We start from the raw sequence: 14,881 nt of genomic DNA, 5'->3' as shown, positions 1-14,881 counted from the left end.
TTACGTAATGACATGGTATCTCTCGCATCCCAGGGCATAAGTGGCTCCATAAACGGGTTCTTATGCCTTAGTTGTAAGTGTCTACCATGTCCCCGAACAAGTGTTCACTATGTCCCCGGACTGTACACCTCAAAGGGGCGAGGGAGAAAAGATCGCACCGGGCAGTCCCCTCTCCCCTTTGGGGAGAGGGTTAGGGTGAGGGGTTTACTTCCCGCCCGCTAACTCAATAAAACTACCCGTCACGTACGACGCTTTCTCACTCAGCAGCCACACAATGGCCTGCGCGACCTCTTCCGGCTGGCCACCACGCTGCATCGGCAGGACGGATTTCAGGCGATCCACGCGCCCGGGCTCACCGCCGGAGGCATGGATTTCAGTATAAATCAGCCCAGGCCGTACGCAGTTGACCCGAATGCCCTGCGCCGCCACCTCCAGTGATAAGCCGGTCGTCAGGGAATCAACCGCCCCTTTCGATGCCGCATAATCCACGTATTCCCCCGGCGCGCCCAGTCGTGATGCTGCTGAAGAGACATTCACAATCGCCCCGCCTTTGCCGCCATGCTTGAACGACATCCGCTTCACCGCTTCGCGGCAGCAGAGGAAATAGCCCGTCACGTTGGTGGCCAACACACGGTTAATCCGCTCGGCGGAGAGGTTTTCGATGCTGCTTTGCTCGAACAGGATCCCCGCGTTATTGACCAGCGCAGTGAGCGGCTCGCCTTCACGGTCGAGGCTGTCAAACATCGCCAGCACCTGCGCTTCATCGCTGATATCCGCGCGGACCGCAAAGGCTTTACCGCCTTCTTCGACGATCTGATGGATTACGTCCGTTGCGGCTTTGATGTTGTGGTGATAGTTCACCGCCACGGTGTAGCCCTCGCGGGCCAGCTCCAGCGCGGTGGCTTTGCCGATCCCCCGGCTGGCCCCGGTTACAAGTGCAATTGCCATTCACGATCTCCCAGAAATAAAAAAGGCCGGGCAGCGCTGATGACGCTCACCCGGCCTACAGTCAGACTTTAAGTATTACTGATATTCGCTCATTGGCACACAAGAACAGAACAGGTTGCGATCGCCGTAGACATCGTCCAGACGTTTCACCGTTGGCCAGTACTTGTTCGCCATGCCTGCCGGGAAGACGGCCTGCTCGCGGGTGTAACCGTGGTTCCACTCCGCCACCAGCTCGTTCTGGGTGTGAGGCGCATTCACCAGCGGGTTATCTTCCAGCGGCCATTCGCCCTGCTTCACGCGGTCGATTTCACTGCGGATAGCCAGCATCGCGTCGATAAAGCGGTCCAGCTCGACTTTGCTTTCCGACTCGGTTGGCTCCACCATCAGCGTGCCTGCAACCGGGAACGACATGGTCGGCGCGTGGAAGCCGTAGTCGATCAGGCGCTTGGCGATATCCAGCTCGCTGATGCCGGTTTCGTCTTTCAGGGGACGAATATCAAGGATGCATTCGTGCGCCACCCGGCCATCGCGACCGGTATAGAGCACCGGATACGCCTCTTTCAGGCGCGTTGCGATGTAGTTCGCATTCAGGATAGCGACCTGGCTGGCCTGCTTCAGCCCTTCCGCGCCCATCATGCGGATGTACATCCAGCTGATTGGCAGAATGGAGGCGCTGCCAAACGGGGCAGCCGAAACGGCACCCTGACGGGTGAGCATCCCTTCGATTTGCACGACGCTGTGACCCGGAACAAACGGTGCCAGATGCGCTTTCACGCCGATTGGCCCCATACCTGGACCGCCACCGCCGTGCGGGATGCAGAAGGTTTTGTGCAGGTTGAGGTGCGACACGTCTGCGCCAATATAGCCCGGCGTGGTGATCCCTACCTGAGCATTCATGTTGGCGCCATCGAGGTATACCTGACCGCCATGCTGGTGCACGATTTCGCACACTTCACGGATGGTCTCTTCGTACACGCCGTGGGTGGACGGATAGGTCACCATGATGCAGGAGAGTTTGTCCCCGGTCTGCTCGGCTTTCGCGCGCAGATCCGCAAGGTCGATGTTGCCGTTTTTATCGCAGGCCACCACCACCACGTCCATGCCTGCCATCTGGGCAGAGGCCGGGTTGGTGCCGTGGGCGGAGCTTGGGATCAGGCAGATATCGCGATGGCCTTCGTTGCGGCTCTCGTGATAATGGCGGATCGCCAGCAGGCCCGCGTATTCACCCTGCGCGCCTGAGTTTGGCTGCATGCAGAGCGCGTCATAACCGGTCAGCTTCACCAGCCAGTCGGAGAGCTGGTTGATCATTTGATGATACCCTTCCGCCTGATCGGCCGGGCAGAACGGGTGCAGCTCGGCGAATTCCGGCCAGGTGATCGGGATCATCTCGGCGGCAGCGTTCAGCTTCATGGTGCAGGAACCCAGCGGGATCATCGCCTGATTCAGGGCCAGATCTTTGCGCTCCAGCGAGTGCATGTAACGCATCATCTCGGTTTCGCTGTGGTAACGATTGAATACCGGATGGGCCAGGATCGCGTCATCACGCAGCATGTTTTGCTGAACAGAGCGGCTGTCGTGCGCCACGTCTTTATCAAGAACATCCACATTCAGGCCGTGGCCTTCACCCAGCAGCACGCTGAACAGCACCTGCACATCCTCACGGGTGGTGGTTTCGTCCAGGGTGATGCTTACCGCATTCAGGATGTCACTACGCAGGTTGATTTCTGCCGCTTCGGCACGCGCCAGTACCGTCGCTTTGTCGGCCACTTCGACACACAGGGTATCGAAGAAGTGCGCGTGGCGCAGTTTCTGGCCTTTTTGCTGCAGACCACAGGCCAGAATGTCGGCCAGACGGTGAATGCGGCTGGCGATACGCTTCAGGCCAACCGGGCCGTGGTAGACGGCGTACAGGCTGGCGATGTTAGCCAGCAGAACCTGAGAGGTACAGATGTTGGAGTTCGCTTTCTCGCGTCGAATGTGCTGCTCGCGAGTCTGCATCGCCATGCGCAGGGCAGTGTTACCGGCAGCATCTTTCGATACGCCGATAATGCGGCCTGGCATGGAGCGTTTGAATTCATCTTTGCCGGCGAAGAAGGCCGCGTGCGGGCCGCCGTAGCCCATCGGCACGCCGAAGCGTTGTGCAGAGCCGAACACGATGTCCGCGCCCTGTTTGCCCGGGGAGGTTAACAGCACCAGCGCCATAAAATCGGCGGCCACGCTGACCACAATTTTGCGTGCTTTCAGCTCGGCAATCAGTGTGCTGTAGTCGTGGACTTCACCGGTGGTGCCTACCTGCTGCAGCAGCACGCCGAACACATCCTGGTGATCCAGCACTTTCTCAGCATCATCAACAATCACTTCAAAGCCAAAGGTTTCGGCGCGGGTACGCACCACGTCCAGCGTTTGCGGGTGAATGTCCGCAGCAACAAAGAAGCGGTTCGCCCCTTTCAGCTTGCTGACGCGTTTTGCCATCGCCATCGCTTCGGCACCCGCCGTTGCTTCGTCCAGCAGAGACGCGGAGGCGATATCAAGGCCGGTCAGATCCAGCGTCACCTGCTGGAAGTTCAGCAGCGCTTCCAGACGACCCTGCGACACTTCTGGCTGATACGGGGTGTACGCGGTGTACCAGCCCGGGTTTTCCAGCATGTTGCGCAGGATAACCGGGGGTAACTGCACGTTGGTGTAGCCCATGCCAATGTAAGACTTAAAGCGCTTATTCAGGCTGGCGATGCCTTTCAGTTCTGCCAGCGCAGCGTATTCGGTTGTCGCATCACCCACCTGCGGCGGGGTAGCGAGCTGAATGTCTTTCGGCACGATCTGCGAAATCAGTGCGTTTAACGATTCCGCGCCAACCGTGTTCAGCATCTCCTGCTGTTGCTGAGCATCCGGCCCAATGTGACGTTCAATAAAAGCGCCACGGTTTTCAAGCTGGCTTAAAGTCTGTGTCATGAGCGATGGTTCCTGAAACGTGCAGTGAATGTGTTTTCTCCCTCTCCCTCAGGGAGAGGGCTGGGGTGAGGGTGTCGTCTGTTCCCCTCACCCTACCCTCTCCCCAAAGGGGAGAGGGATAATGGCTTACTCGTCTTCTAACAGTGCTTCATAGGCGGTTGCGTCCAGCAGCGCGGCAACTTCCGCTTCATCGCTGGCTTTGATTTTGAAGATCCAACCTTCGCCATACGGCTCGCTGTTGACCAGCTCCGGGGAGTCGCTCAGGGCGTCGTTCACCGCCACGATTTCACCGCCAACTGGCGCGTAAATATCGGAAGCTGCTTTTACGGATTCGGCCACGGCACAGTCGTCGCCCGCGGTTACGGTGGCGCCCACTTCTGGCAGATCCACGAAGACCATGTCACCCAACAGCTCTTGCGCATGTTCGGTGATCCCAACGGTATAAGTGCCGTCGGCTTCTTTGCGCAGCCACTCGTGTTCTTTGCTGTATTTCAGTTCTGCTGGCACATTGCTCATTGAATTTCTCCTGATAAAAAGGGATTAAGCGACCGGTTTACCGGCGCGAACAAAAATCGGTTTGGTTACGCGGACCGGCATTTCGCGGTTGCGGATCTGCACGACGGCAGTCTCGCCGATGCCCGCCGGAACGCGCGCCAGCGCAACGCTGTAGCCCAGCGTCGGAGAGAACGTACCGCTGGTGATCACGCCTTCACGGTGATTGCCATTGGCATCGGTGAAACGTACCGGCAACTCGCTGCGCAGCACGCCTTTCTCGGTCATCACCAGGCCGACCAGTTGATCGGTGCCCCGCTCACGCTGCAGTTCCAGTGCTTCACGGCCAATAAAATCACGATCGGTTGGTTCCCATGCGATGGTCCAGCCCATGTTGGCTGCCAGCGGGGAAACACCTTCGTCCATTTCCTGGCCGTATAAATTCATCCCGGCTTCAAGACGCAACGTATCGCGCGCGCCCAGACCCGCCGGTTTAACCCCTGCTTCCACTAGCGCACGCCAGAAATCGGCCGCTTTTTCATTCGGCATCGCAATCTCAAAGCCCGCTTCACCGGTATAGCCGGTGGTCGCTACAAACAGGTCGCCCGCCTGCACGCCGAAGAAGGGCTTCATGCCTTCGGTGGCCTGGCGCTGCTCATCGCTGAACAGCGAGGCCGCTTTCGCCTGCGCGTTCGGCCCCTGCACCGCAATCAGCGACAGGTCATCACGCACGGTGATGTCGATGGCGAAGGGTTCTGCGTGTTGGGTGATCCAGGAGAGGTCTTTTTCACGGGTGGCGGAGTTAACAACGAGGCGGAAGAAATCATCAGTCAGGTAATAAACGATCAGGTCGTCGATCACCCCGCCGGAGGCATTAAGCATCCCGCTGTACAGCGCTTTGCCGGGCTGGGTCAGCTTCGCCACGTCGTTCGCCAGCAGATAGCGTAAAAAATCCCGGGTGCGACTGCCGTGTAAGTCGACAATGGTCATGTGGGAGACGTCGAACATACCGGCATCGGTGCGCACCGCATGGTGCTCATCAATCTGCGAGCCATAGTGCAGCGGCATCATCCAACCGTGGAAGTCGACCATGCGTGCGCCGCATAAGGTGTGTTGTTCGTATAAAGGCGTCTGTTGAGCCATCTTGTCCTCGTTGAATAAGCAGGGCTGTCTTGTGTTTCATGCCGAAAACTCACCACGAAACCCGGCATCGGCCTCACTCCAGGACGCCGACGCAAACGTTCTCTTTTCTCTGAACTTACCACTGAAAACGGAGGTTAACCATAAGGCAAAATGGGCCATCACATTAGCTTATGACTAAAGTTGCCACAAAAGAGCACAGAGTTATTCACTATAAAAATGCGAAAGATTCCGCACAAAAGCAAAGTATAAAGAGGCTAAGTACGTCATGAATGATATTTCATGCGGAAAAACGGGCGGAATTTCCGTAACATAAAAATAGTGAGATTAGATAATCTAATGCGAAAAAGTCAGTGAAATTAGAATATTTCAAACGAGGGAATTTTCCCGGCCCACAGGCCGGGAGAAGAAAGTGTGACGGGGTTCTAAATTAGCGCAGCCAGTCCGGAAGATCGTTCAGACCCATCGCCTGACGCAGAAGCTGAGGCTTAACGCCGGGAAGGGTATCCGCCAGCTTCAGCCCGAGATCGCGCAGCAGTTTTTTCGCCGGATTGGCACCGGCAAACAGCTCGCGGAAACCCTGCATCCCCGCCAGCATCAGCGCCGCGCTGTGCTTGCGGCTGCGCTCATAACGTCGCAGATAAAGATGCTGACCAATATCTTTGCCTTCACGCTGCAGACGGCGCAGTTCGCTTACCAGTTCCGCTGCGTCCATAAAGCCCAGGTTAACGCCCTGCCCGGCCAGCGGATGGATGGTGTGTGCCGCATCGCCGACCAGCGCCAGACGATGCGCAGCGAACTGCCGGGCATAGCGGCCGGTAAGCGGGAAGACCTGACGCTCGCTCTCAACGGCACAGAGCCCCAGCCGGTTATCAAACGCCATGCACAGCGCCTGGTTGAACGCCTCAGCGCTGGCTTCCTGCATCTGCTGGGCTTTTTCCGGCGACAGCGACCAGACGATCGAGCAGAGATGTGGATCGCTAAGCGGTAAGAAGGCCAGGATCCCGTCATTATGGAAAATCTGCCGCGCCACGGCCTGATGCGGCTCCGTCGTGCGGATGGTGGCAACCAGCGCATGGTGTCGGTAGTCCCAGTACGTCAGGGGAATATCGGCTTTATTGCGCAGCCACGAGTTGGCGCCATCGGCCCCCACTACCAGCCGGGCCGTCAACATGTCTCCGTTTTGCAACGTAATAAAGGCGTCGTTTTCGCCCCACGCCACCTGCTGCAGCTGCGCGGGGGCAATCAGCGTGACGTCGCTGCACTGCTGTGCTTTTTGCCACAGGGCATGGTGAATGACCGCGTTTTCGATGATATGCCCAAGATGGCTGTAACCCACGCTTTCATCATCAAAGGCAATATGGCCGAAGCTGTCTTTGTCCCACACTTCCATGCCGTGATAGCAGCTGGCGCGCTGGGCAATAATATCGGACCAGACGCCAACGCGCGTTAGCAGCTTTTCGCTGGCGGCGTTGATCGCCGAGACCCTGAGCTCAGGCGGCGCATCGGGAGCGACAGGCTGCGGCTGCTTTTGTTCCAGCACCGCCACGCGCAGACCGCTGCCCTGCAGACCACAGGCCAGCGCCAGTCCAACCATTCCGCCGCCGACAATGGCGACATCAACATTCTGCACTATGTTAACTCCTTAGCGAGCGACCCAACCGAGAGTCCTCTGCGCCAGCACATCGCGTGCCGGAATGAATAATTCCATCGCCATCAACCCCGCGTTACGCCCGGCCACCAGCGGCGCCCAACGATTCGCAAACAGATGTACCAGCCCGTCGGTTACGCCGATGGTCGCCTCTTTATCGGCCTGGCGACGTTTTTGATAATGGCATAACAGCGGATACGCCCCGCAATCCTGCTGCTGCGCAAAAGCCTGCGCCAGCGTTTCGGCCAGCGTCATCACATCGCGCAGGCCGAGATTAAAGCCCTGACCGGCAATCGGATGCAGCGTCTGCGCGGCATTACCGACCAACGCCACGCGATGGGAGACAGACTGTGAGGCGGTGGTTAACGCCAGCGGATAAACGGTACGCTTGCCCGCATGGGTAATGCGCCCGAGCCGCCAGCCAAAGGCTTTTTGCAATTCGGTACAGAAGCGTTCATCAGACCAGCTCTGCACCTCATCAGCTTTTTCCAGCGGATGGCACCAGACCAGCGAGCTGCGCCCCTGCGACATCGGCAGCATCGCCAGCGGGCCATACTGGGTAAAACGTTCAAAGGCGCGCCCACGGTGTGCCTCGGCGGTCGCAACGTTGGCGATGACCGCCGCCTGATGATAAGGCTGCTGCTGCCACTGGATCCCACACTGCTGACCGAGCGCCGAGCGGGAACCGTCGGCGGCCACCAGCAGCTGTCCGTCAAGCGTGCTGCCGTTATCCAGCGTGACGCTGACCGCTGTTTCGCTGCGGGTAAAGTGCTCGACGCGCGCCGGACAATGCAAGGTCACGCCGGAGGCATCCTGCAGCAGGCGGAACAGACGCAGGCCGACGTCATGCAGCTCCACTACCTGCCCCAGCGCATCAATACGATAATCCTGCGCTTCGAGGGTGACAAACCCGGCGTGGCCGCGGTCGCTAACGTGAACGGTTTCAATCGGGGTGGCGCAATCGGCAATCGCCTGCCAGATCCCGCTGCGCGCCAGGTGCTGGCAGGTACCCTGCGCCAGGGCAATAGCGCGGGCGTCGAATCCCGGATGGCTGTTGGCCTGCGGCGCGACGGCTTCAATCAGATGAACCGGAAGCTGGCCGTTGGTCAGCGTAGAGATCGCCAGCGCCAGCGTCGCGCCCGTCATCCCCCCGCCCACGATGATGATACTCATGCGCGGGCCGCCGCCATCAGCGCTTCGATAGCGTCAGCGCTTTTCACTACTGAGGCGGTCAGGTTTTCATTGCCGGTTTCGGTGATCACAATGTCATCTTCGATACGAATGCCAATCCCGCGATACTGGGCAGGAACATCGGCATCCGGCGCGATATATAAACCCGGCTCAACGGTCAGCACCATTCCCGGTTCCAGCACGCGCGAACGCTCTGGACCGTACGCGCCCACGTCATGCACATCCAGCCCCAGCCAGTGGCTCAGGCCATGCATAAAGAAGGGACGATGGGCGTTATCGGCTACCAGCTGATCCACGTCGCCGTTGAGAATACCCAGCTCCACCAGGCCGCTGACCATAATACGCACCACCTCGCCGGTCACCGCCTGAATGGAGGTGCCGGGGCGGTACAGGGCCAGCGCCGTGTCCAGCGAACGCAAAACGATGTCGTAAACGGCGCGCTGGGCCGGGGTAAATTTGCCGTTAACCGGGAAGGTACGGGTGATATCGCCCGCGTAGCCCTGGTATTCGCAACCGGCGTCAATCAGCACCAGATCGCCATCTTGCAAGAGGCTTTCGTTCTCGGTGTAATGCAGGATGCAGCCATTTTCGCCGCCACCCACAATGGTGTTGTAAGCCGGATAGCGTGCGCCGTGGCGGGTAAACTCATGGTGAATTTCGCCTTCCAGTTGATACTCGAACATCCCCGGACGGCATTTTTCCATCGCCCGGGTATGCGCCAGCGCGCTGATCTCGCCTGCGCGGCGCATCACGTCCAGCTCTTCTGCGGACTTGAACAAGCGCTGCTCATGCACCGCGGGACGCCAGTCGATGAGCGCGGCGGGCGCTTTCAGATTCTGACGTGAGCCTTTGCGAAGCTTATCCAGCGCGGCAAAGACAATCTCGTCGGCCCAGGCATATTCGCCCTGGGCGTGGTATATCGCATCCAGACCGTTGAGCAGTTGATAGAGCTGGTCGTTGATCTCGCTAAATGCCAGCGCACGATCGACGCTCAGCTTTTCCGGCGCGGCCTGCTGGCCTAAACGGCGGCCAAACCAGATCTCGGCGGTGAGATCGCGCACGCGGTTAAACAGCACGCTGTGGTTGTGGGTGTCGTGACTTTTAATCAGCACCAGTACCGACTCAGGCTCGTTAAAGCCGGTGAAATAGCCGAAATCACTGCTCTGGCGGTACGGATATTCACTGTCGGCGCTGCGCGTCGCTTCCGGTGCGGAAAAAATTAGCGCGGCGCTGCCCGGCTGCATGGTCGCCAGCAGCGCCTGACGGCGGCGAAGATACTCTTGCTGAGTCATGACACCCTCCTGTCGTTGTTATTAATGTAAGGTTGGTTTGCGCACTTCCGGCGCAGTAGGCTGTACGCGCGTAAAGGTGTCGTGGCACAGCAGCGACGCGACGCGCACATACTCAATAATCTCTTCGACAGACATCTCCAGCTCTTCCTGGTCTTCGTCCTCGTCATAGCCCAGCTGAGCGATGTTACGCAGATCGTCGATCGCTTCCCCGGTTTCACCGGTTACCTTCTCAAGCTTGGGCTGTGTAACGCCAAGCCCCAGCAGGTAGTGGTTGACCCAACCGGCCAGCGCATCGGCGCGATCGAACACGCTGACGTCGTCGCCTTCAGGCAGATAAAGCTGAAAAAGGAAGCCGTCGTCTTCCAGCGCATCGCTGGTGGCGCCGTGCATTTTACGCAGCGCCTGAGCCAGGTCGTGACCAAACGCCAGACCTTCGTTCGTCAGGTCGTGAATCAGCGGCAGCCATGAGCTGTCGTTGTTTCCACCACACAACATTCCGCTAATCAGACCGTGCATTTCAGCAGGGGTTAAACCCACGCCCTGCTGGTTCAGTAACTGGCTTACTTCGGTGTAACCCGGCATTTCGTTCTGTATAGACATGCGCATTCGTCATCGTTGGGAAGAATATTCATGATATGCTACCACTTTGGACCCTGGTGAACCAGAATAGGGCTTGTATCTCCGCACCAGGGTAGCTATAGTGTCGCCCCTTCGCAGACCCTTGAGTCGGATGTGAAGGCAGCGCAGTCAAACAGCAGGAAGGTGGCATGTCTGCACAACCCGTCGATATCCAAATTTTTGGCCGTTCACTGCGAGTGAATTGCCCGCCTGAACAAAGGGATGCCTTAAATCAGGCTGCGGACGACCTTAATCAGCGGTTGCAAGATTTAAAAGAACGCACTAGAGTCACAAATACTGAGCAGCTGGTCTTCATCGCCGCGTTGAACATCAGTTACGAACTGGCTCAGGAAAAAGCGAAGACCCGCGATTACGCGGCGAGCATGGAACAACGTATTAAAATGCTCCAGCAGACCATTGAACAGGCGTTGCTTGATCAAGGTCGCATAACAGACAGACCGGGGCAAAACTTTGAATAACACTTCGTGGTCTACTATGGTAGAGTGACCCTGAAGGAAAAATTTCTCTGAGATGTTCGCATGCGGGCCAGTCCCCTGAGCCGATATTTCATACCACAAGAATGTGGCGCTCCATGGTCGGTGAGCACGCTCGGTTCGTCCGAGAAGCCTTAAGACTATGACGACACATTCACCTTGAACCAAGGGTTCAAGGGTTACAGCCTGCGGCGGCATCTCGGAGATTCCCTCACCTTTCTACCTACCCTGTTATGACCATGACCCAACTTCCTGAAGTACCCCCCTCTCGTCAGCATATTCGCCAGTTAATTCGTCAGCATCGTCGCGCCTTAACCGCTGACCAGCAAGCCCATTTTGCCCAGCAGGCCGCCGCCCGCATGATGGCGTATTCGCCCGTGGTGATGGCGCACACTGTTGCTCTGTTTCTCTCTTTCGATGGTGAACTCGATACCCAACCGCTGATTGACCAGCTGTGGCGCGCCGGGAAAAAGGTCTATCTGCCGGTGCTGCACCCGTTCAGCCCCGGCAACCTGCTGTTCCTGAACTACCATCCGCAGAGCGAACTGGTGGTGAATCGTCTGAGAATTACAGAACCTAAACTGGACGTGCGCGACGTGTTGCCGCTGGCAAAGCTGGATGTGCTGGTGACGCCGCTGGTGGCTTTTGATGACAACGGCCAGCGTCTGGGAATGGGCGGGGGGTTCTACGATCGTACCCTGCAAAACTGGCAGCAGTATGGCCTGCGGCCGGTGGGCTACGCGCACGACTGTCAGCGCGTGGAGGCATTGCCGGTCGAGAAATGGGATATTCCTCTGCCGGCAGTGGTCACGCCGTCAAAGATATGGCAGTGGTGACATCGTTTTACCCGGCGGCAATACGCGCGCCGGGCTAAAAGCAGTAAATCAGTACAACAGGCGAGCGCGAATAGTGCCTGGAATCGCCTTCATCCCCTGCAATGCTTTCTCAGCCACATCTTCATCCGCTTCGATATCGATAACGACATAACCCATCTGCGCGTTGGTTTGCAGATACTGCGCAGCAATGTTCACACCCTGATCGGCGAAAATCTGGTTAAGGGCTGTCAGCACGCCAGGACGGTTTTCATGGATATGAAGCAAACGGCGACCGCCGTGCAGCGGGAGCGAAACTTCCGGGAAGTTCACCGCAGAAAGGGTTGAACCGTTATCGGAATATTTGCTCAGCTTACCGGCCACTTCAAGGCCAATATTTTCCTGCGCTTCCTGCGTTGAACCACCGATGTGTGGCGTCAGGATCACGTTATCAAACTCGCACAGCGGCGAGGTGAACGGATCGGTGTTGGTGGCAGGCTCGGTTGGGAAGACGTCGATTGCCGCCCCCGCCAGATGCTTACGCTTCAGCGCTTCGCACAGGGCCGGGATGTCCACGACCGTACCACGTGCGGCGTTGATCAGCAGCGAGCCCGGCTTCATCAGCGCCAGCTCTTCTGCACCCATCATGTTTTTGGTGGAGGCGTTTTCCGGCACGTGCAAACTCACCACATCGCTCATATTAAGCAAGTCGGAAAGATGCTGAACCTGAGTGGCGTTACCCAGCGGCAGTTTGTTTTCGATGTCGTAGAAGAAGACATGCATCCCCAGCGACTCTGCGAGAATACCCAGTTGCGTGCCGATGTGGCCGTAACCAATAATACCCAGTTTTTTACCACGCGCTTCGAAAGAACCGGATGCCAGCTTATTCCAGATCCCACGGTGTGCTTTGGCGTTGGCTTCAGGAATACCGCGCAGCAGCAGCAGCAGCTCGCCAATCACTAACTCCGCCACGGAACGGGTGTTGGAGAACGGGGCGTTGAACACCGGGATCCCACGCTTTGCCGCCGCGCTAAGATCAACCTGGTTGGTGCCGATGCAGAAGCAGCCGATCGCCACCAGTTTTTCCGCCGCCGCAATCACGTCTTCTGTCAGATGGGTACGGGATCGCAGACCAATGAAGTGGGCATCACGGATCGACTCTTTCAGCTGTTCGGTGTCCAGCGCACCTTTGTGAAATTCGATGTTGGTGTAACCTGCCGCACGAAGGTTATCCAGTGCTTTCTGATGCACCCCTTCGACCAGCAGAAATTTAATCTTGTCTTTCTCCAGTGATACCTTTGCCATTTACCCGACCCTGTCTGATTGTCTGAACTATGTTGTGCTGGATTTGAATCCGCTCCAGCCAACATATCAAAAAAAACTATTGCAGCAATATGAACGTTTGCGTCGGGACTCTGAAGAAAAGTCATCCAGCGTGAAATGGCAGTCAAAAATGCTAAGGAAAAATACGAATGCGGCAGGATCGTCAGAAGACCATCAGAAATGTGATACAAGTCACCGAATATGGCCTTTGCAAAAAAAGTTAGCGGGGGGAGGCCCCCCCCGTCAGATCATTTCACGATGGTTTTGACGCCATCGGCAGTGCCAATCAGTGCGACATCGGCACCACGATTGGCAAATAACCCTACTGTTACCACGCCTGGCAGGCCATTAATGGCATTTTCCATCGCGATAGCGTCCACAATTTCCAGACCGTAAACATCGAGGATCACGTTGCCGTTATCCGTTACCACACCCTGGCGGTATTCCGGACGGCCGCCCAGTTTGACCAGCTCGCGCGCAACTGCGCTGCGTGCCATCGGGATCACTTCAACCGGCAGTGGGAAGGTACCCAGAATATCGACCTGCTTGGAGGCATCGGCGATGCAGATAAACTTGTCGGCCACGGAGGCAATAATTTTCTCGCGCGTCAATGCCGCACCGCCGCCTTTTATCATCTGCATATGGCCGTTAATCTCATCCGCGCCGTCGACGTAAATCCCCAGACGATCCACTTCGTTCAGATCAAAAACAGTGATACCGAGGCTTTTTAGCTTTTCCGTGGAGGCATCTGAGCTGGATACTGCGCCCTCGATCTGGCCCTTCATCGTACCCAGCGCATCAATAAAGTGTGCTGCCGTAGATCCAGTGCCCACGCCGACAATGGTGCCCGGCTGTACATACTGGAGAGCGGCCCATCCTACTGCTTTTTTCAGTTCATCCTGCGTCATGATCTCTTGCCTGTGGTGTTTTTTGCGTGACGCGCATTATAGAACATTCACCTGTGCCATGTGATCTGCGAGGTCACCAATTTCGTCTGTATCAAACATAAATTTATGTCATAGTGCGACGTAATGAACTATTTGGGAGTCAGCCAGAGCAATGAAACGTCCGGACTACAGAACACTACAGGCGCTTGATGCCGTTATTCGTGAACGCGGATTTGAACGCGCAGCGCAAAAGCTGTGTATTACGCAATCCGCCGTCTCACAGCGAATCAAACAGCTTGAAAATATGTTCGGGCAGCCGCTGCTGGTTCGTACCGTACCGCCGCGTCCCACCGAACAGGGGCAAAAACTGCTGGCCCTGCTGCGTCAGGTTGAACTGCTGGAAGATGAGTGGCTGGGCGATGAACAGACCGGCTCGACCCCCCTGCTGCTGTCGCTGGCGGTTAACGCCGACAGTCTGGCCACCTGGCTGCTGCCTGCGCTTGCGCCGGTCCTGGCCGACTCCCCGATCCGTCTGAATCTGCAGGTAGAAGACGAAACCCGCACCCAGGAACGTCTGCGTCGCGGCGAGGTGGTTGGCGCAGTCAGTATCCAGCCGCAGGCGCTGCCAAGCTGCCTGGTGGATCAGTTGGGAGCGCTGGACTACCTGTTTGTCGGTTCCAAAGCCTTTGCCGATCGCTACTTCCCCAACGGCGTGACCCGCGCCGCACTGCTGAAAGCCCCGGCCGTGGCCTTTGACCATCTTGATGATATGCATCAGGCATTTCTACAGCAGAACTTCGACCTGCCGCCGGGCAGCGTGCCGTGCCATATCGTTAACTCATCAGAAGCTTTCGTCCAGCTGGCACGTCAGGGCACCACCTGCTGCATGATCCCGCATTTGCAGATTGAGAGAGAAATTCAGAACGGCGAACTTATCGATCTGACGCCAGGCTTACATCAGCGCCGCATGCTTTACTGGCACCGTTTTGCGCCGGAAAGCCGCATGATGCGCAACGTGACTGACGCGCTGCTGGCGCACGGGCATAAGGTGTTGCGACAGGACTAACGAAAAACCCTCTCCTTT

Annotated in this window: 13 protein-coding genes and 1 other RNA gene; 4 read left to right on the top strand and 10 right to left on the bottom strand. The window is 57.4% G+C overall.

Translation table 11 applies throughout. From position 1 onward, the window contains the following. Positions 1-204: 204 nt before the first annotated feature. From M8014_RS22755 to M8014_RS22720, 8 genes are all read right to left on the bottom strand, one after another. Positions 205-948: an SDR family oxidoreductase gene (locus M8014_RS22755; RefSeq protein WP_271284625.1), complete on the bottom strand. Its 744-nt coding sequence runs from the start codon at positions 946-948 to the stop codon at positions 205-207. 75 nt (positions 949-1,023) lie between these two features. Continuing rightward, on the bottom strand, positions 1,024-3,897 hold the full coding sequence (gene gcvP / locus M8014_RS22750) for an aminomethyl-transferring glycine dehydrogenase (protein WP_271284624.1): 2,874 nt from the start codon (positions 3,895-3,897) through the stop codon (positions 1,024-1,026). A 126-nt stretch (positions 3,898-4,023) separates the two neighbouring features. Beyond that, positions 4,024-4,413, bottom strand: a complete 390-nt coding sequence (gene gcvH / locus M8014_RS22745; RefSeq protein WP_039029826.1) for a glycine cleavage system protein GcvH — start codon at positions 4,411-4,413, stop codon at positions 4,024-4,026. A gap of 24 nt (positions 4,414-4,437) precedes the next feature. Next, positions 4,438-5,532, bottom strand: coding sequence for a glycine cleavage system aminomethyltransferase GcvT (gene gcvT, locus M8014_RS22740; RefSeq protein WP_271284623.1), 1,095 nt, complete (start codon positions 5,530-5,532; stop codon positions 4,438-4,440). A 427-nt stretch (positions 5,533-5,959) separates the two neighbouring features. Beyond that, complete coding sequence (gene ubiI, locus M8014_RS22735; RefSeq protein ID WP_271284622.1) at positions 5,960-7,162, bottom strand: FAD-dependent 2-octaprenylphenol hydroxylase; 1,203 nt, start codon at positions 7,160-7,162, stop codon at positions 5,960-5,962. Positions 7,163-7,174: 12 nt separating this feature from the next. Next, positions 7,175-8,353: a 2-octaprenyl-6-methoxyphenyl hydroxylase gene (gene ubiH / locus M8014_RS22730; protein WP_271284621.1), complete on the bottom strand. Its 1,179-nt coding sequence runs from the start codon at positions 8,351-8,353 to the stop codon at positions 7,175-7,177. Then, positions 8,350-9,663, bottom strand: coding sequence for a Xaa-Pro aminopeptidase (gene pepP / locus M8014_RS22725; RefSeq protein WP_271284620.1), 1,314 nt, complete (start codon positions 9,661-9,663; stop codon positions 8,350-8,352). The genes ubiH and pepP overlap by 4 nt, the downstream gene beginning before the upstream one ends. Before the next feature lie 21 nt (positions 9,664-9,684). Beyond that, on the bottom strand, positions 9,685-10,263 hold the full coding sequence (locus M8014_RS22720) for a YecA/YgfB family protein (RefSeq protein WP_271284619.1): 579 nt from the start codon (positions 10,261-10,263) through the stop codon (positions 9,685-9,687). A gap of 167 nt (positions 10,264-10,430) precedes the next feature. Between M8014_RS22720 and zapA the strand changes: the two genes are divergently transcribed. The 3 genes from zapA to M8014_RS22705 all read left to right on the top strand — a co-directional run bounded on the left by zapA (position 10,431) and on the right by M8014_RS22705 (position 11,611). Next, the gene (gene zapA, locus M8014_RS22715) at positions 10,431-10,760 is read left to right on the top strand and encodes a cell division protein ZapA (protein ID WP_032613890.1); all 330 of its coding nucleotides are present in this window, start codon (positions 10,431-10,433) and stop codon (positions 10,758-10,760) included. Between the two features lie 41 nt (positions 10,761-10,801). Continuing rightward, a non-coding RNA gene (gene ssrS, locus M8014_RS22710) (6S RNA) lies at positions 10,802-10,985 on the top strand. Between the two features lie 29 nt (positions 10,986-11,014). After that, positions 11,015-11,611, top strand: coding sequence for a 5-formyltetrahydrofolate cyclo-ligase (locus M8014_RS22705; protein ID WP_271284618.1), 597 nt, complete (start codon positions 11,015-11,017; stop codon positions 11,609-11,611). 48 nt (positions 11,612-11,659) lie between these two features. Here the strand turns inward: M8014_RS22705 and serA are convergent, their stop codons facing one another. After that, entirely contained in the window at positions 11,660-12,892 is a 1,233-nt protein-coding gene (serA, locus tag M8014_RS22700; protein WP_271284617.1) for a phosphoglycerate dehydrogenase, read from the bottom strand. A gap of 266 nt (positions 12,893-13,158) precedes the next feature. After that, a complete protein-coding gene (rpiA, locus tag M8014_RS22695) occupies positions 13,159-13,818 on the bottom strand; it encodes a ribose-5-phosphate isomerase RpiA (protein WP_271284616.1) in 660 nt (219 codons plus the stop codon). A gap of 151 nt (positions 13,819-13,969) precedes the next feature. Here rpiA and argP point away from each other — a divergent pair, with 151 nt between their 5' ends. Further along, a complete protein-coding gene (argP, locus tag M8014_RS22690) occupies positions 13,970-14,863 on the top strand; it encodes a DNA-binding transcriptional regulator ArgP (protein ID WP_271284615.1) in 894 nt (297 codons plus the stop codon). The last annotated feature ends 18 nt before the right edge of the window (positions 14,864-14,881 follow it).

It is taken from the genome of Silvania hatchlandensis (genome assembly GCF_025564065.1).
In the GTDB taxonomy this organism is placed as follows: Bacteria; Pseudomonadota; Gammaproteobacteria; order Enterobacterales; family Enterobacteriaceae; genus Enterobacter; species Enterobacter hatchlandensis.
This window is presented reverse-complemented; position numbering and strand designations above follow the sequence as displayed.